At 56.8% G+C, this 16,964-nt stretch carries 15 protein-coding genes; 11 read left to right on the top strand and 4 right to left on the bottom strand.

Going from position 1 to position 16,964, the window contains the following annotated elements; all coding sequences use genetic code 11:
* Positions 1-5: 5 nt before the first annotated feature.
* Positions 6-410 carry a hypothetical protein gene (locus N7922_RS19925; protein ID WP_263097937.1) on the bottom strand — a complete coding sequence of 135 codons (405 nt, stop codon included), beginning with the start codon at positions 408-410 and terminating at the stop codon, positions 6-8.
* A 137-nt stretch (positions 411-547) separates the two neighbouring features.
* Here N7922_RS19925 and N7922_RS19920 point away from each other — a divergent pair, with 137 nt between their 5' ends.
* The 8 genes from N7922_RS19920 (at position 548) to N7922_RS19885 (ending at position 9,525) form a co-directional block, all read left to right on the top strand.
* The gene (locus N7922_RS19920) at positions 548-1,312 is read left to right on the top strand and encodes a DeoR/GlpR family DNA-binding transcription regulator (protein ID WP_263097936.1); all 765 of its coding nucleotides are present in this window, start codon (positions 548-550) and stop codon (positions 1,310-1,312) included.
* 445 nt (positions 1,313-1,757) lie between these two features.
* On the top strand, positions 1,758-2,474 hold the full coding sequence (locus N7922_RS19915) for a FadR/GntR family transcriptional regulator (RefSeq protein ID WP_263097935.1): 717 nt from the start codon (positions 1,758-1,760) through the stop codon (positions 2,472-2,474).
* Positions 2,471-3,484: an ABC transporter ATP-binding protein gene (locus N7922_RS19910; protein WP_263097934.1), complete on the top strand. Its 1,014-nt coding sequence runs from the start codon at positions 2,471-2,473 to the stop codon at positions 3,482-3,484. Before N7922_RS19915 ends, N7922_RS19910 begins: the two co-directional genes overlap by 4 nt.
* Entirely contained in the window at positions 3,481-4,548 is a 1,068-nt protein-coding gene (locus tag N7922_RS19905) for an ABC transporter ATP-binding protein (protein ID WP_263097933.1), read from the top strand. The genes N7922_RS19910 and N7922_RS19905 overlap by 4 nt, the downstream gene beginning before the upstream one ends.
* 12 nt (positions 4,549-4,560) lie before the next feature.
* Entirely contained in the window at positions 4,561-6,075 is a 1,515-nt protein-coding gene (locus N7922_RS19900; protein ID WP_263097932.1) for an ABC transporter substrate-binding protein, read from the top strand.
* A 19-nt stretch (positions 6,076-6,094) separates the two neighbouring features.
* Entirely contained in the window at positions 6,095-7,039 is a 945-nt protein-coding gene (locus N7922_RS19895) for an ABC transporter permease (RefSeq protein WP_263097931.1), read from the top strand.
* The gene (locus N7922_RS19890) at positions 7,039-7,914 is read left to right on the top strand and encodes an ABC transporter permease (protein ID WP_263097930.1); all 876 of its coding nucleotides are present in this window, start codon (positions 7,039-7,041) and stop codon (positions 7,912-7,914) included. The genes N7922_RS19895 and N7922_RS19890 overlap by 1 nt, the downstream gene beginning before the upstream one ends.
* A 9-nt stretch (positions 7,915-7,923) precedes the next feature.
* The gene (locus N7922_RS19885) at positions 7,924-9,525 is read left to right on the top strand and encodes a gamma-glutamyltransferase family protein (protein ID WP_263097929.1); all 1,602 of its coding nucleotides are present in this window, start codon (positions 7,924-7,926) and stop codon (positions 9,523-9,525) included.
* A 54-nt stretch (positions 9,526-9,579) separates the two neighbouring features.
* Here N7922_RS19885 and N7922_RS19880 read toward each other — a convergent pair whose 3' ends face one another.
* Positions 9,580-10,350 (bottom strand): amidohydrolase, encoded by a 771-nt coding sequence (locus N7922_RS19880; RefSeq protein WP_263097928.1) that lies wholly within the window; start codon positions 10,348-10,350, stop codon positions 9,580-9,582.
* A gap of 117 nt (positions 10,351-10,467) precedes the next feature.
* Positions 10,468-12,915, bottom strand: a complete 2,448-nt coding sequence (gene fadE, locus N7922_RS19875; RefSeq protein WP_263097927.1) for an acyl-CoA dehydrogenase FadE — start codon at positions 12,913-12,915, stop codon at positions 10,468-10,470.
* Between the two features lie 239 nt (positions 12,916-13,154).
* On the opposite strand from fadE, the gene lpcA reads away from it, so the two are divergent.
* Together lpcA and N7922_RS19865 are read left to right on the top strand one after the other, a co-directional pair.
* Complete coding sequence (lpcA, locus tag N7922_RS19870) at positions 13,155-13,736, top strand: D-sedoheptulose 7-phosphate isomerase (protein ID WP_263097926.1); 582 nt, start codon at positions 13,155-13,157, stop codon at positions 13,734-13,736.
* Positions 13,737-13,888: 152 nt separating this feature from the next.
* Positions 13,889-14,656 (top strand): class II glutamine amidotransferase, encoded by a 768-nt coding sequence (locus N7922_RS19865; RefSeq protein ID WP_263097925.1) that lies wholly within the window; start codon positions 13,889-13,891, stop codon positions 14,654-14,656.
* On the opposite strand, the gene dpaA is transcribed toward N7922_RS19865, so the two are convergent.
* Positions 14,627-15,364 carry a peptidoglycan meso-diaminopimelic acid protein amidase gene (dpaA, locus tag N7922_RS19860; protein ID WP_263097924.1) on the bottom strand — a complete coding sequence of 246 codons (738 nt, stop codon included), beginning with the start codon at positions 15,362-15,364 and terminating at the stop codon, positions 14,627-14,629. The two genes, N7922_RS19865 and dpaA, sit on opposite strands and share 30 nt — an antisense overlap.
* A gap of 462 nt (positions 15,365-15,826) precedes the next feature.
* Here dpaA and dinB point away from each other — a divergent pair, with 462 nt between their 5' ends.
* Positions 15,827-16,882, top strand: coding sequence for a DNA polymerase IV (gene dinB / locus N7922_RS19855; protein ID WP_263097923.1), 1,056 nt, complete (start codon positions 15,827-15,829; stop codon positions 16,880-16,882).
* The last annotated feature ends 82 nt before the right edge of the window (positions 16,883-16,964 follow it).

The following is a 16,964-nucleotide window of genomic DNA, read 5'->3' as shown; positions in this document are numbered from 1 at the left end:
GCGGCTTACCACAGCCGCAGCGTGGTGTTTTCCAGAATGCTGGAAAAGATGTCCATCACTTCTTCACGCCCCGGTAACGCGTCGCTCTGGCCGCTGTGGTGCTGACTCAGCCAGTAAAGCAGCATGCTCAGAATGCGCCGCGTTTTCAGGCCGGACAAGCCTGCCACCGTCGCGATGCGCGGTGCTAAACGATTGGTTAGCTGTGGCAGGACGCCGGTCAGACACTCCATTGAGCCATCCAGTAGCCGGGCATAGTCCGCGCAAAATTCCCCCGTGCGGGAGGCCCGCAGGTAGAGATAAAACAGCCCGGCTGGCGGCTGGTGCTTATTTTCCGTAAACCAGGCGACGGTGCGATGTTCAAGATGGTCGAGGGTTTTATCCAGATCCTGATAGATGATGTCCTGATACATACTCTGCTCCCCTTATAACCCGTTGATTCTTTATCCACGTTGTCGTCATGCCCGGCCTGAACATGTATCATGGATCGGAATATACTATGATAGATTGTGTTCACTTGTGCATGGTTGTGTTAATTTGAGGGCTGAATGTGACTGACTACAATGCATTGCCTGAGCAGAGGCAAGCGCTGATCCATCAGATGCTGATCGACACGGGCCGGGTGATTGGCGTGGATGTTGCCCGCCAGTTAGGCGTGTCCGAACATACCATTCGCCGCGATTTACAAGAGCTGGCGCGAAAGGGGCTGTGCAAAAAAGTGTATGGCGGCGCCGTCAGTCAGCTCAAACAATCCGCCAGTTTCGAGACGCGGGTTGCACAGAATGTGGAAGAAAAAGAGCAGGTTGCCCGCCGGTGCGCGCAAATGATCAAGCCTGATAGCTGCATCTTTATTGATTCCGGCTCCACCTATCTCTTAATGGTGAACTTCATCCCGCATGAAATGGAGTTAACCATTGTGACCAACTCCCCCCAAATTGCCGCCGCGCTGAGCAGCCGCAAAAACGGCGAACTGATTATGCTGGGCGGGAAAGTGAACCCGCTGGTGGGGAGTGCATTGGGTTCAGAGACGGTGAATCAACTGCGCAATATGCTGTTTGATCAGGCATTTATCGGCGTCTGTGGGCTGGATCCCCAGGCCGGGCTCAGCGCGGCCTATTACGATGATGCCTGTTTCAAAAAAGAGGTGTTTAACCAGAGCAATGAAGTGATTGCTGCCGTCACGGCCGACAAAATTTCGCAGGTGGCGCGCTATAAGGTCGCGGGTTGCGAGGAGATCGACATTGTTGTCGCCAGTACGCAAACCCCCACGCACACGTTCCGCCATACCAGCCTGCGGTTTGAGGTAGCAGAATAGCGTTGCTCGGTTGTGTTAAGTTGTGTTGATTGATTGTCATTGTCTGCCCAGGCCTCCGGTCTGCCTTCACCAAACCCATCAGATCCCCTCTCTGGCAAGCCCGATAAGCACAGCGCTATCGGGCACAATCCGCGGATGAGGATTAACGTCTTCCCCGGCTCACCGTCATCAACCCCGATCGGAGCATCGCCCCCTTTTTAGTGCATGGTTTGCACGCTAAGTGTGCGTTTTGCGTACAGCCAGTTTTGCGTGGCGGACACCCGTCATTGCAGGGTGAAAAATAAACATTATCAAATCAAAGCATTAACAAAAATTTCAAAAATATGACCGAACCAATGCCGTATTGGTTCGGTAATTGCTTTATTCATCACGGGTGGTGCAAATGCGTTTTTATTTAACCATTTGTAATTTAATAAAAAATAACACCAAACGTGGATGAACCAATATGGAAAGACCATCACGCTATCTGGCAAATTCCAGTACAGCGCTTGAACAACTTCGTGGGCTTATTCATCAACATGAGTCAACACCAGGGACTCCTCTGCCCACAGAACGCGAACTGGCGGAAAGCCTGGGCGTCGGGCGACGCGAAGTGCGCCGCGCGCTCGATGTACTGGAAGAAGAGGGGCGCATCTGGCGTAAACAGGGCAAAGGTACCTTTATTGGCCCCGCCGCGCCCGTCGCACCGGCGGCAATCCAGGGGCTGGTGCAACAAACCAATATGCTGGAAGTGATGGAAGCGCGTTTGCACATAGAACCGGGCCTCGCACGGTTGGCGGCGTTACGCGCCAGCAACGAGCACCTGGCATTGATGCAACGCATGCTGGAACGCATCGATAACGTCAGTCCGGACGATCCGGATCTTAATGAGCTGTGGGACAGCGCTTTTCACCGGGCCATCGCGGAAGCGGCGGGAAACCGCTTGATGCTCGGTCTTTTTGACACCCTTGACGCGGTGCGTCGCGAACCCGGCTGGCACCATCTGCGGGAGCTGGCGCGCACCCCGGCAAAAGTGGATCGCTATAACGATCACCATCACCGGATTATGCACGCCATCCGGGAACGGCAGCCGCATGTTGCGGCGGCGGCAATGCGTGAACATCTGCTCGATCTGCAACATGCCCTGATGCAGGCCATTCATCTTGGGGACGATACGCCATGACGACCCTCCCGCATAAAGAGGCCGCGCCGGTATTGCGGCTGAATAACCTGAATGTGCAATTTAGCGGATCGCCCATCAGCGTGCTGGATGGCATTTCGCTGAGCGTAAACAGCGGTGAAACGCTGGCGCTGGTGGGGGAATCCGGCTGCGGCAAAAGCATTACTTCACTGGCGCTGATGGGGCTACTGCCCGGCAGCGCGCAGATTGTCAGCGGTGAGATGCACTTTCGCCAGCATGACCTGCGCCACCTCTCTGCGCGTGAGTATGCCAACCTGCGCGGCAATGAGCTGGCGATGATCTTTCAGGAGCCGATGACCTCCCTGAACCCGGCGTTCACCCTCGGCGATCAGCTTAGCGAAGCGGTGATGCGCCATCAGCACCTCTCGCGCCAGGCGGCGATGGCGGTGGCGTTACAGATCCTTGAAAAAGTCCAAATTCCGGCGGCGGAAATGCGTCTGAAGGCGTACCCACACCAGCTTTCTGGCGGTATGCGCCAGCGCGTGATGATCGCCATGGCGCTGATTAATAAACCGCGTCTGTTGATTGCCGATGAACCCACCACGGCGCTGGATGTGACCATTCAGGCGCAGATCCTGGCGCTGCTCAACACCCTGAAAGCCGAAACCGGCACGGCGGTGTTAATGATCACCCATGATCTTGGCGTGGTGGCGGAAGTTGCCCAGCAGGTGGCGGTAATGTACGCCGGGCAGGTAGTGGAGCAGGGCAGCGTGGAGGCGATTTTCGCCGATCCGCAGCACCCCTACACCATTGGGCTGATGGGGTCGATTCCCTCGCTCGGCGCGCGCAAAGGGCAGCTTTCCACCATTCCCGGCGCGGTGCCGCTGCCGGAAGCGATGCCGAAAGGGTGTCGTTTCGCCACGCGTTGCCCGTTTGCACAATCGCGCTGCCATCAGGAAAAACCTTCGCTACAGCCGCTGGGGCAGGGCCATCAGGTGGCCTGTTTCCGCGCCCCCCTTGAACAGCATATTGCGCCGGGAGAAACCGCATGAGCACACCGATCCTTGAAGCGCTCGATCTGAGCAAACGCTTTGCCGGGCCAACACGGCTGTTTGCGCCGAAGCGTTACGTCACCGCCGTCGATCGCATCTCGTTGCGTGTTTACCCCGGTGAAACCGTGGCGATTGTCGGCGAGTCCGGCTCCGGTAAATCTACCCTTGGCCGCCTGCTGCTGCGTTTGCTGAGCGCTTCTGAAGGCCGCGTTTATTACCAGGGCGAGGAGATCACCCACGCCAGCGGTTCGCGCCTGAATCAGTTGCGTCGTGAACTGCAAATTATCTTTCAGGATCCCTTTGCCTCGCTGAACCCCAGAATGACCGTGGAGCAGATTGTGAGTGAGCCGCTGTGGTTGCATCAAAAAATGGGCAAAGCGGATCGCCAGGCGCGGGTCGCTGAATTGCTCAGCACCGTGGGGTTGCCGGCGGCCTGGGCGCGGCGCTACCCGCACGAGTTCTCTGGCGGACAGCGCCAGCGTATTGGCATTGCCCGTGCGCTGGCGTCCGGGCCGAAGCTGCTGCTCGGTGATGAACCGGTTTCCGCGCTGGATGTCTCTGTACAGGCGCAGGTGGTGAACCTGTTGGAAGATCTCAAACAGCAGCTTGGGCTGACGCTGATCATTGTGGCGCACGGTCTGGCGGTGATCCGCCATATGAGCGATCGCGTGGCGGTGATGTATCTCGGGCAAATTGTCGAGATGGCCCGTGTTGATGAGATTTTCGATGCGCCATTGCACCCCTACACCCAGGCATTGATTGCTTCTGCACCGCAGACGCAGCCAGGTCTTGCTCGGCAAACGCCGCTGCTGCAAGGCGATTTACCCAACCCGGCCAGCCCGCCGCAGGGCTGCCGTTTTCATACCCGTTGTCCTTATGTCACCGAAGAGTGTCGTCAACGCGAGCCCATTACTCAGGTGCTCGACGGCGGTCGTCAGGTCTCCTGCCATCGCTGGCAAGAGATCAACCGCGATCGCAGTGTGATTCATATCGCTCCGCCCTCCGCCGCGTTCCTGCGCCGTCGCGCACTGTTTGAACAGGCGGCCTCTCACTCCTCTCCTTAAAGGAATATGTTAATGATTGTGCGAAATTCTCTTTTGACCGTTCTGGGAAGCGTTATGTTGCTGGGCGCGGCACTGCCTGCGCAGGCTGAAAATGTGCTGCGCATTGGGCTGGGAGCCGATCCGGATATGCTCGATCCTCATCTGGCGCGCACCTACTATGGCCGCTTTGTGTTTGCGTCGCTGTGCGACCGGCTGGTGGATGTTGATGAAAACTTGCAAGTGGTGCCGGGGCTGGCAAAAGACTGGTCATGGAGTGAAGACGGCAAGACCCTGACCATGAATTTGCGCGAAGGCGTGACCTTCCACGATGGCGAAAAGTTTGACGCTGCGGCGGCAAAATTCAGCCTGGATCGCGCGCTGACGCTGCCGGGTTCGCTGCGCAAAAGCGAAATCTCTTCTATTGAATCCGTTGAGGTGAGCGGGCCGCTGCAAATCACTCTGCATCTGAAAACGCCGGACTCCGCGCTGTTAATGCAGCTTACCGATCGCGCCGGGGCGATGCTGGCGCCGGAAGCGGCGAAAAAGCCGAACTTCGCCGCGCACCCGGTGTGCTCCGGGCCGTACAAGTTCGACAGCCGCGTATCGCAGGATCGCATTGTCCTGTCGCGCTTTGAGAATTACTGGAACAAAAGCGCCTATCACTTCGACAAAGTTATCTACCTGCCGATCCCGGATGCCTCCGTGCGGCTGGCAAACCTGCGCGCCGGCGATCTGGATCTGACAGAAGGCATTGCCGCCAGCGATGTGAAAACCGTGCAGAACGACAGCAAGCTGCAACTGGCGAAAGTGACCGGGCTGGGTTATCAGGGCATCACCTTTAACATCAACAATGGCAAGGTTGCGGCTAACGATCCGTTTAAAGATGCCCGCGTGCGTGAAGCCTTCTCGCAGGCCATTGACCGCGAAGCGCTGAATCAGGTGGTGTTCGAAGGTCTGTATGCCCCGGCAAACCAGGCGTTTTCCCCTGTCAGCCCGTACCACGTGAAGCTGGCAGTGCCGCCGCGTGATGTGGAAAAAGCCAAAGCGCTGCTGAAAGCGGCGGGGGTTACCACACCATTGACGGTCTCAATGCTGGTGCCGAACAACCCTATCTCGCAGCAGGTCGGCCAGGTATTGCAGGCCATGACCGCCGAAGCCGGTTTTAACGTCAACCTGCAAATGACCGAGTTCGCCACGCTGCTGGACAGGCAGCAAACCGGCGATTTCCAGCTCAGCTTCTCCGGCTGGTCGGGACGCCCGGATCCGGATGGCAGCATCTTTGGTTTTATTCACAGCAAAGGCACGCTTAACGATGGCCGCTACAGCAATGCGCAGGTTGACGATTGGCTGACGCAGGCGCGTTTGCATAACGATCCGGCGATTCGTCAGGGCTTGTATGAAAACGTGGTGAAACAACTGCAAACCGACATGCCGATTGCCTATCTCTACTTTGAGCCGCGTCTGTTTGGTCTAAACAAAAGCGTGCAGGGCTTTAAACCCTATCCGGACGGCATTGTGCGTCTGGCGGGGCTGACGCTGGCGAAGTAACTGGGGTTGAGGAGTTACCATGCTGGAACTGATTTGCAAACGCCTGCTGCTCGCCATTCCGACGCTGCTGCTGGTCAGTATGATGGTTTTCGGGCTGCAAAAACTGCTGCCCGGCGATCCGCTGACCGCCATGCTCGGCGAGGAGCGCAACCCGGCGGTGATCGCGCAGTTGCGTGCCGAGCTAAACCTGGATGCGCCGATCCCGGTGCAGTATTTCAACTGGCTGACCCGCGCGCTACAGGGCGATCTTGGCGTTTCGTTACGCACGCAGGAACCGGTGACGCACCTGATCGCCACCAAGTTGCCAGTGACGCTGGAAATGTCGCTGCTGGCGATGATCATCGCGCTGGTGTTTGGTATCAGCATGGGCATCCTGGCGGCCGTCAACCGTCATAGCTGGGTTGACCACGGTGCGAACTTTGTGGCGATTTCCGGGATTTCGGTGCCGCATTTCTGGTTGGGGATTTTGTTGATCCTGATTTTTTCCGTCAACTTGCAGTGGCTACCCGCGTCCGGTTTTGTACCGTTTAGCGAAGATCCGTTACAGAACCTGCGCACGCTGCTGCTGCCTGCGCTGGTGCTGGGCACCGGGCTGGCGGCAACGCTGATGCGTCATACGCGCGCATCCATGATTGCCGTGCTGAAGGCGGATTATATCCGTACGGCGCGCGCCAAAGGGCTGTTGCCAAAAGCGGTGATCATGAAGCACGCGTTTCGTAATGCACTGGTGCCGGTTATCACCCTGACGACGCTGCTGTTTGGCGAGTTGCTGGGCGGTGCGGTGCTTACGGAGCAGGTGTTCACCATTCCCGGCTTTGGCAAGATGATTGTCGATTCGGTGTTTAACCGCGACTACGCGGTGGTGCAGGGCGTGGTGCTGGTGGTGGCTATCGGCTTCTTGCTGCTTAACCTGCTGGCCGATGTGTTGTATGTGCTGATTAACCCGAAAATGCGGAGCGAATAATGGCCGAACTGACTACCAACAGTGTCGCGGCTTCGTTGCCGCGCGCGGAAAACCGGGTATTGAAGGCCTTTCTCGCCAACAGGAGTGCCGTCATTGGCGCGGCGATCGTCGGCGTATTTGTGTTGATCGCGCTGCTGGCACCGTGGATTGCGCCGTTTGATCCGGTAAAGGCGAATTTCCTGGCCGTGCGTAAACCGCCTTCTGAGCTGTACTGGTTTGGTACGGATGAGCTGGGGCGCGACATTTTATCGCGCATGATTTGGGGGGCGCGCACCTCGCTGCTGGCAGGTTGTGTCTCGGTGGTGATCGCCGTGGTGATTGGCGTGCCGCTGGGACTATTGGCGGGCTACTTTCAGGGCATTTGGGATGGGGTGATCTCGCGCGTGATTGAGGCGCTGCTGGCCTGTCCGTTTCTGATTATGGCCATTGCCCTCGGCGCGTTTCTTGGCCCCAGCCTGACGAACGCCATGATTGCGATAGGGTTGTCGGCGATGCCCATTTTTGCCCGCCTGACGCGGGGGCAGGTGATCGCCATTCGCAATGAAGAGTACATCGACGGCGCACGCGCGATTGGCCTGCCGGACCGCTGGATAATCGTGCGTTATGTGCTGCCAAATGTGATGTCACCGATCCTTGTGCAGGCCACGCTGGCGATTGCGTCGGCGATCATCACGGAAGCCAGCCTCTCTTTCCTTGGCCTTGGGCAACAGCCGCCGGATCCCTCCTGGGGGGCGATGCTCAATACCGCCAAAGGTTTTCTGGAACAAGCGCCGTGGATGTCCATTTTCCCCGGTGTGGCGATTTTTCTGACCGTGCAGGGATTTAATTTACTCGGCGATGGGCTGCGCGACGCGCTCGATCCGCGCCACGACTAAGGAGTTTCGATGACCAAAGCGATAGATTTTAACGTCGGTTATGCCTCACAGCGCGCGCCGATGATGGGGCGTAATGCGGTGGCGACCTCCCAGCCGCTGGCGGCGCAAGCGGGAATGCGTATGCTGATGCTCGGCGGTAATGCCGTGGATGCGGCGATCGCCACGGCAATGGCGCTGACGGTGGTGGAACCGACCGGCTGCGGTATTGGCAGTGATGCGTTCGCCATTGTCTGGGATGGGAATACGCTGCACGGTCTGAACGCCTCCGGGCGCTCCCCGGCAAGCTGGCATGCGGATATGTTCGCGGGAAAAAAAGCGGTGCCGGAACTGGGCTGGGACGCGGTAACCGTGCCTGGCGCGGTATCCGGTTGGGTGGCGCTGGCGGAGCGTTTCGGTTCGCTGCCGTTAACCACGCTGGCGCAGCCTGCGATTGAGTATGCCCGTAACGGTTTTCCGGTGTCACCGCTGATTGGCCATCTGTGGCAGCGCGGTTACCGCAAGCTGAAGGATCAGCCCGGTTTCAGCGCCTGTTTTGCACCGCAAGGGCGTGCGCCTGCTGTTGGCGAAATCTTCCGTAACCCGGCGCAGGCCCGTTCGCTCAAGCTGATCGCTCAGACCAACGGTGAGGCGTTCTATCGTGGGGAACTGGCGCAGAAGATCGCCGCGTTTGCCAGAGAGCATGGCGCGCACCTGAGCGAAGCGGATCTGGCGAACCACAAAGCGGATTGGGTAACGCTGCTGTCGCGTGAGTTTGCCGGGGGTTCGGTGCATGAGTTGCCGCCCAACGGGCAGGGGATTGCGACACTGATTGCGTTGGGCATTCTTGAGCAGTGCGATATTAGTCGTCATCACCCGGACTCGGTACAGTCGCTGCACCTGTCGATTGAAGCGATGAAACTGGCGCTGGCGGATCTCGATCGCTATGTCGCCGATGAAGATCATCTGGAATTTGCGGCGGAACGGTTGCTCAGCGACGATTACCTGAAGTCGCGCGCGGCGTTGATCAATCCGGATAAGGCCTCGGATTTTGTCTACGGTGAACCGACGCAAAGCGGGACTGTTTACCTCTCTACAGCCGATGCCAGCGGCATGATGGTGTCGTTTATTCAGTCTAACTATATGGGGTTTGGCTCTGGCGTGGTGGTGCCGGATACCGGCATCAGTTTGCAAAACCGCGGCTGCGGCTTTGTGCTTGATCCCAAACATCCGAATGCACTGGCGGGCGGTAAACGACCGCTTCATACCATCATTCCCGGCTTTGCGCTGGGCGCAGACGGCAAGCCGTTGATGTCGTTTGGCGTTATGGGCGGGCCGATGCAGGCGCAGGGGCATATGCAAATGGCGCTGCGTATTATGCTGCACGGGCAGAACCCGCAGGCGGCCATTGATGCGCCGCGCTGGCGCGTGGTGCAGGGTCGGGACGTCTCCGTTGAGGCGACGTTCGACCGCAATGTGATTGCGGCGCTGCGCGAGCGCGGGCACCAGATTACGGTGGAAGATCCGCTGGCGGGCTATAACTTTGGCGGTGCGCAGGTGGTTTATCGGATGGCGGAAGGCCACTACGTGGCGGCGACAGAAAGCCGGAAGGATGGTCAGGCACTGGTGAGCTGATGTTCTGATTTTCCCCTCTCCCGTGAGGGGGAGAGGGGATTGCACGATGCTGGGTTAACCCAGCATAAACGGGTCTGCATCCTGCCAGGCGGGGAACTTCTCGCGATACTCCTGCAACGCGCTTAATGACAGCTCGGCGTCAATGCGCGTGGCCTGGTGCGGTTCGGCGGTGGCGATGATTTCGCCCTGCGGGCTGATAACCCGGCTGTCGCCGCGGTAGTGGTGACCATTGCCGTCGGTGCCGACGCGGTTGCAACCTGCCACCCAGGCAAGGTTTTCAATGGCGCGGGCCACCAGCAGAGATTGCCAGTGCAGCGAGCGCGGCGCTGGCCAGTTGGCGACATACAGCAGCAGGTCGTAATCATTGCGGTTACGCGACCACACCGGGAAACGCAGGTCATAACAGACCAGCGGCAGAATGCGCCAGCCGCGCCACTCAAACACCACCCGCTCATTGCCCGCTTCGTAATGATGATGTTCATCGGCCATGCGGAACAGATGGCGTTTATCGTAGATATGCACGTTGCCGCCTGGCTCGACCAGTAAAAAGCGGTTTACCGGCCCGCGATCGGTTTGCAGTGCGGCGCTCCCGGCGACCAGCGCATTAGTCTGGCGGGCTTTCTCATGCATCCACACCACCACTTCGTCCTGCGGTAGAGACTGTTTTGCGGCTTCCATCGCAAAGCCGGTGGTAAACATTTCTGGCAGTACAATCAGGTCACGCCCGGTGACGTCTTCAAGCTGGATGTCGAAATGGCGCAGGTTGGCTGGCCCATCCATCCAGACTAACGGTTGTTGTAACAGTGTAATTTTTAAACCAGGCACAGTGTCGACTCCCCGTAAGACAGCATTTTCACACTGTAGCATGAGGCGTGATAAAAAAAACCGCGAAATGCGGGTTCAGGCATGAGAGGAAAAAGGGGCGTTTCGCGCCCCTTTTGGTCAGGCGGCTTCTATCTTACGCACCTTTTCTGGCGTGGCGACCACCGGTTGAGTGGCCAGTGCGTCGGGCTCGAAATCATCGACGTTAATGCTGCGCAGACGGCTGGCCTCGGCTTTGATAAGCAGTGCGGCTTCCTCCTGATTGATAAGCCCTGCACTCAGTGCCTGCTGAGCCAGCTCATCCAGACGTGTGAACGGCAGGTTTTTACCCAGCTCTTTGCACACGCGCTGATGGATAGGATCCGCTGCCATAACATCCAGCAGCGCTTCTTCCAGCAGGCCCACCGGGTTGTGCTCGCTTGCTGTCAGATACTGACCGCGACCGATGCGTGAGCGGGTGGCGCTCGGGGTTTGCAGGATCTTCGCCACTTTGTGGTCCAGTTTGTCCGACGGCGCGCGGTAGTGGCGTCCGGTCGGGAAGATAACCAGGCTCAACGCACCAGCGACAAAGCGGTTCGGGAAGTTTTCCAGCAGGTCGCTGATGGCCTGTTCCGCCTGATACAGCGCGTCCTGCACACCCCAGTGCACCAGCGGCAGATCCGCTTCCTGGCGGCCTTCGTCGTCATAGCGTTTCAGTACCGCCGAGGCAAGGAAGAGCTGGCTTAAAATATCCCCCAGACGTGCGGAGATACGTTCGCGACGTTTCAGGCTGCCGCCCAGCACGGCCATGGAAACATCTGACAGCAGCGCGAGGTTGGCGCTCAGGCGGTTCAGATGCTGGTAATAGCGTTTTGTGACGTCGCGGGTCGGCGTGGCGCTGGTTAAGCCGCGCGTCAGGCCAAGCCAGAAACTGCGCATTTTGTTGCTGCCAACATGACCAATGTGTTTGAACAGCAGTCTGTCGAAGGCGTCCACATCGTTATTCTGCGCGGCGGCCATCTCTTCCAGCACATACGGATGGCAACGAATCGCGCCCTGACCAAAGATCATCATGGTGCGGGTCAGAATGTTGGCCCCTTCCACGGTGATGGCGATCGGTGCGCCCTGGTAAGCACGGGCGAGGAAGTTGCTTTCGCCGAGCATAATGCCTTTACCGCCTGCGATATCCATCGCATCGATGATTGATTGCTGACCACGATGGGTGCAGTGATATTTAACAATCGCCGACAGCACCGCCGGTTTTTCACCGAGCATAATGCCGTAGGTGATCAGCGACGCCGCTGCATCCATTACGTAGGCGTTGCCGCCAATGCGTGCTAACGGTTCTTCAATCCCTTCCATTTTACCGATGGAGACTTTGAACTGACGACGAATGTGGGCGTAAGCGCCAATCCCCAGGGCGACGGATTTCACACCACCGGTAGAGTTGGATGGCAGGGTGATACCGCGCCCGACAGACAGGCATTCCACCAGCATGCGCCAGCCCTGACCGGCCATTTTCGGCCCGCCAATGATGTAATCAATCGGCACAAAGATATCGTTGCCGCGGGTCGGGCCGTTCTGGAACGGGACGTTGAGCGGGAAATGACGACGACCAATTTCTACGCCTGGCGTTGAAGTGGGGATCAGCGCACAGGTGATACCCAGTTCTTGTTCGCCGCCCAGCAGTTTATCCGGGTCGGAGAGTTTAAACGCCAGGCCAAGTACGGTGGCAATCGGTGCGAGTGTGATATAGCGTTTGTTCCAGGTCAGGCGCATGCCAAGGACTTGCTGACCCTGCCAGTCACCCATACACACCACCCCGGTATCCGGAATAGCGCCCGCATCGGAACCCGCTTCCGGGCTGGTCAGCGCGAAGCAGGGGATCTCCTGGCCGCGTGCCAGACGCGGCAGATAGTGATCTTTCTGCGCTTCGGTGCCGTAGTGTTGCAGCAATTCACCCGGGCCGAGGGAGTTCGGCACGCCTACGGTGATGGCAAGAATACCGGATACACCCGCCAGTTTTTGCAGCACACGAGCCTGAGCGTAAGCGGAGAATTCCAGACCGCCGTACTCTTTTTTGATGATCATCGCGAAGAAGCGGTGCTCTTTTAAGAATGCCCACAGCTCTGGCGGCAGATCGGCCATTTCGTGGGTGATTTGGAAGTCATTCGCCATACGGCAGGCTTCTTCCACCGGGCCGTCGATAAACGCCTGTTCTTCGGCGGTCAGACGCGGCTGCGGATAGTTGTGCAGTTTTTTCCAGTCCGGGTTACCACGGAACAGGTCGCCTTCCCACCAGGTGGTCCCGGCGTCGATGGCTTCTTTTTCCGTGCGTGACATCGGCGGCATCACTTTGCGAAAACCGCGGAAGACGGGGGCGGAAATCAGCGCTTTCCGCATGGGCGGCAGGTTAAACGGCACCAGGATGATCGCCAGCGGCAGCAACACCCAAACAGACCACAGGCCGGATACCCCGAGCGCGGCGGTCCACGCCAGTAAAATCACGCTGCTCAGCAGCAGGTTCACCCGGTGGTAAAACAGCACCCCGAGCAGTACAACCGTAGCGATAAGGCTCAACGTCATCATAAAGAAAAGCTCCCTGTCTTGTAGGAGGTCTGACCACTTGTGATGATATGGTTGTAGTGGATGCGAAATCTTTTATCAATGCGTTTACAAAATAATTACAACCTGGTTCACATTGTTGAGGGCATTTCGCGCACGGAAAATGAAAACCCCTGGTAGCAGGTAAGGCTTTAGCTTCTCGCCCGGCATGCTATCCGGTAAACTGCCCGGTGTTATTTACATTTATGCTGAAGGATATCCTCATGTACCAGGATCTGATTCGTAACGAACTGAATGAAGCGGCGGAAACGCTGGCGAATTTTCTGAAAGATGATGCCAATATTCACGCTATTCAGCGCGCGGCGGTCTTGCTGGCGGACAGCTTTAAAGCCGGCGGCAAGGTGTTGTCCTGTGGTAACGGCGGCTCGCATTGCGACGCCATGCACTTTGCAGAAGAGCTGACCGGGCGCTATCGCGAAAACCGCCCTGGCTACCCGGCGATTGCGATTTCCGACGTCAGCCATCTCTCCTGCGTCAGCAATGACTTCGGTTACGATTATGTTTTCTCGCGCTATGTCGAAGCCGTAGGCCGTGAAGGCGACGTGCTGCTGGGGATTTCCACTTCCGGTAACTCCGGTAACGTCATCAAAGCGATTGTCGCAGCGCGTGAGAAAGGCATGAAAGTGATCACCCTGACCGGTAAAGACGGCGGCAAAATGGCCGGTACGGCGGACATAGAAATTCGCGTGCCGCATTTTGGTTATGCCGATCGTATTCAGGAGATTCACATCAAAGTGATTCATATCCTGATTCAGTTGATCGAAAAAGAGATGGTTAAAGCTTAATCAAGAAGGCGACTTTATTTGCCATTTTGACCCCGGGCAGTGCCCGAAATCCTCACGTACTGCGTGTACGCTCCGGTTTCTGTGTGCTGTCCGTGCCCAAACTGACTGAACAATTACGCCTTCTCTGGTAAGGGCGCTGTGTGGGGGTGTGTATGTGCGAACTGCTCGGGATGAGCGCCAATGTGCCAACCGATATTTGCTTTAGTTTTACCGGGCTTGTTCAGCGTGGCGGCGGCACCGGGCCGCATAAAGATGGCTGGGGCATTACCTTCTATGAAGGCAAAGGCTGCCGCACGTTTAAAGATCCGCAACCCAGCTTTAATTCCCCCATTGCTAAACTGGTGCAGGACTACCCCATTAAATCCTGCTCGGTGATTGCCCATATTCGCCAGGCAAACCGTGGCGAAGTGGCGCTGGAAAATACCCATCCGTTTACCCGCGAATTGTGGGGTCGTAACTGGACCTATGCCCATAACGGGCAGCTTACCGGGTATAAATCGCTGGAAACCGGTAATTTTCGTCCTGTGGGGGAGACCGACAGCGAAAAAGCCTTCTGCTGGTTACTGCATAAGTTGACGGAGCGTTACCCGCGTACGCCGGGCAATATGACGGCGGTCTTTAAGTACATTGCGGCGCTGGCGACGGAACTGCGGGAGAAGGGCGTTTTCAATATGCTGCTGTCAGACGGGCGCTATGTGATGGCGTTCTGCTCCACCAATCTGTTCTGGATCACGCGTCGTGCGCCGTTTGGTGTGGCGAAACTGCTGGATCAGGATGTGGAGATCGATTTTCAGCGGGAAACCACACCCAATGATGTGGTTACCGTGATTGCCACACAACCGCTAACAGGCAATGAAACCTGGCACAAGATCATGCCAGGCGAGTGGGCGTTATTTTGCCTGGGGGAGCGTGTAGTTTGACGCCAGCTGCGGCTGCGTCGATGTGTTGAGCGGTTTGTTTACCACGTAGCGGCCATCCACAACCGAGACAACCGGCGGCTGGTGGGTGGCGGCGAAATAGTCGTAGCCGGGCTTCAACTGTTTCCAGAAATCCGCATAGGTTGAATATTTATGACGCTGCATATTGGCATCGGTCATGCGGAACGGATAAATGCTCAACTGCACATTCGGTTGCCCGAACACCAGCGCGGCGGTGACAAACTGGAAGATCTCGTCGATGTTTGAGTCCGTCATGGCATAGCAGCCAATCGAGACGCAGGCACCGTGGATCATCAGGTATTTGCCTTCATAGCCGTGCGCACGGTCATAATTGTTCGGAAAACCAATATTGATGGCTTTATAAAAACGGCTGTCCGGCTTGAGCTGGCTGCGCTGCACGGAGTAGAACCCTTCCGGGCTTTTAAAATCACCCTGGCGCTGCTTGGGGCCTAACCCGCCGGAGTAGTTACAAATTTTATAGCTGTCCAGCAACTGGTACTGCTCGCCCATTTTGACGTAAAGATCAAGGGTGCGCTCTTCTTTGAAGATTTGGATATAAACCGGCGACCCCATCAACTGCTGCTTATATTCTTTGCTGACCGGCGTGATTGAACCATTGCTGCTCACCAGGCCAGCAAACGAGACGCACGGAATCAGAAGCATCGCAATAAATAATGCGATTTTGCGCATACTACTTGTTTCCTTGATAAAGCTAATACCACATTGCCAGGACGGCAAAAGACGCCCAAAATTCAGACTATTCTGTTTTGGAGCGCCCACATTAGCATTACGGCATTTTTTCGCAAGCCCCAATACACGTCATCCTTCACGCTACCTCTTTGTTGGCTGCGCCTTCGCACCCCGGTCACTGACTTGTGTAAGCTCCCGGGGATGCTCAGCCTTGCCGCCGCGACGTAGCGCGAATGATTTTGTGTATAACACGTCATTCTTCCGCTACCTCTTTGCTGACCTGCTACAGCGATGCAGCGCAAATGATTTTGTGTTCGTTTGCCGTTTGCTTGCCGGTTATTCTGTTCGCATAAACGCTGAATTAACAGCGAGATCGTGATTTATCTCCCCGTTTTTCGCGCTGGCTTCTCATTTCATTTGAATGTGCTGTATACTTATCCAGTGTTCTGTGAGGGCGTACGCATGCGCAAAATCATTCATGTCGATATGGACTGCTTTTTCGCGGCGGTAGAAATGCGCGACAACCCGGCCCTGCGCGATATTCCCATCGCCATTGGCGGCAGCCGCGTTAAACGTGGCGTTATCAGCACCGCCAATTATCCGGCGCGCAAATTTGGCGTACGCAGCGCCATGCCAACGGCGATGGCGTTAAAACTCTGCCCGCACCTCACCTTGTTACCGGGGCGTTTCGATGCTTATAAAGAAGCCTCCAACCAAATCCGTGAGATCTTTTCCCGTTACACTGCGCTTATCGAACCGCTTTCGCTGGACGAAGCTTATCTGGATGTAACCGACAGCCCGCACTGCCACGGCTCGGCAACGCTGATGGCGCAGGAGATCCGTCAGGCTATTTTTACCGAGACGCAACTGACCGCCTCAGCGGGCGTCGCACCGGTAAAATTTCTTGCCAAGATCGCTTCCGATCTCAATAAACCCAACGGGCAATATGTGATCACGCCAGCGGAGGTGCCCGCGTTTTTGCGTACGCTGTCGCTCAGCAAAATCCCCGGTGTCGGAAAAGTGTCGGCGGCAAAGCTGGAAAGCATGGGGTTGCGCACCTGCGAGGATGTGCAAAACAGCGATCTGGCGATGCTGCTCAAACGCTTTGGAAAGTTTGGCCGTATATTATGGGAACGCAGCCAGGGGATTGATGAGCGTGAAATAAACAGTGAGCGCCTGCGTAAATCGGTCGGTGTGGAACGTACGCTGGCGGAGGATATTCATCATTGGGAAGAGTGCGAGGCGATTATTGAGCATTTATATCCCGAGCTGGAAAGACGGTTGGCGAAAGTCAAACCGGATCTGTTAATTGCCCGCCAGGGCGTAAAACTGAAATTTAATGATTTTCAGCTCACCACTCAGGAGCATGTCTGGCCGCGTTTAAATAAAGAGGATCTGCTGACAACCGCGCGTAAAACCTGGGATGAGCGCCGCGGCGGGCGTGGTGTCCGGCTGGTGGGGTTGCATGTCACTCTGCTCGATCCCCAACTCGAGCGACAACTGGTGTTAGGTTTATAAAAACTACCATAAATAACGGTAGTAATTTAATGCTGGCTTCTCTATCATCCCCGGCGTTTATTCATTCCACGTTACTGCAAAG

The sequence above is a fragment of the Kosakonia sp. ML.JS2a genome, from assembly GCF_025642095.1.
Lineage (GTDB): Bacteria > Pseudomonadota > Gammaproteobacteria > Enterobacterales > Enterobacteriaceae.
Note: the sequence above shows the minus strand (reverse complement) of the source record. Positions and strands in the feature narration are given on the sequence as shown.

Excerpts from the sequence above, each read along its gene's own strand:
- fadE (WP_263097927.1), bottom strand. The coding sequence starts at position 12,915 with ATGATGACGTTGAGCCTTATCGCTACGGTTGTACTGCTCGGGGTGCTG.
- N7922_RS19900 (WP_263097932.1), top strand. The coding sequence starts at position 4,561 with ATGATTGTGCGAAATTCTCTTTTGACCGTTCTGGGAAGCGTTATGTTG.
- lpcA (WP_263097926.1), top strand. The coding sequence starts at position 13,155 with ATGTACCAGGATCTGATTCGTAACGAACTGAATGAAGCGGCGGAAACG.
- N7922_RS19865 (WP_263097925.1), top strand. The coding sequence starts at position 13,889 with ATGTGCGAACTGCTCGGGATGAGCGCCAATGTGCCAACCGATATTTGC.
- N7922_RS19895 (WP_263097931.1), top strand. The coding sequence starts at position 6,095 with ATGCTGGAACTGATTTGCAAACGCCTGCTGCTCGCCATTCCGACGCTG.
- N7922_RS19925 (WP_263097937.1), bottom strand. The coding sequence starts at position 410 with ATGTATCAGGACATCATCTATCAGGATCTGGATAAAACCCTCGACCAT.
- dpaA (WP_263097924.1), bottom strand. The coding sequence starts at position 15,364 with ATGCGCAAAATCGCATTATTTATTGCGATGCTTCTGATTCCGTGCGTC.
- dinB (WP_263097923.1), top strand. The coding sequence starts at position 15,827 with ATGCGCAAAATCATTCATGTCGATATGGACTGCTTTTTCGCGGCGGTA.
- N7922_RS19910 (WP_263097934.1), top strand. The coding sequence starts at position 2,471 with ATGACGACCCTCCCGCATAAAGAGGCCGCGCCGGTATTGCGGCTGAAT.
- N7922_RS19905 (WP_263097933.1), top strand. The coding sequence starts at position 3,481 with ATGAGCACACCGATCCTTGAAGCGCTCGATCTGAGCAAACGCTTTGCC.
- N7922_RS19915 (WP_263097935.1), top strand. The coding sequence starts at position 1,758 with ATGGAAAGACCATCACGCTATCTGGCAAATTCCAGTACAGCGCTTGAA.
- N7922_RS19885 (WP_263097929.1), top strand. The coding sequence starts at position 7,924 with ATGACCAAAGCGATAGATTTTAACGTCGGTTATGCCTCACAGCGCGCG.
- N7922_RS19890 (WP_263097930.1), top strand. The coding sequence starts at position 7,039 with ATGGCCGAACTGACTACCAACAGTGTCGCGGCTTCGTTGCCGCGCGCG.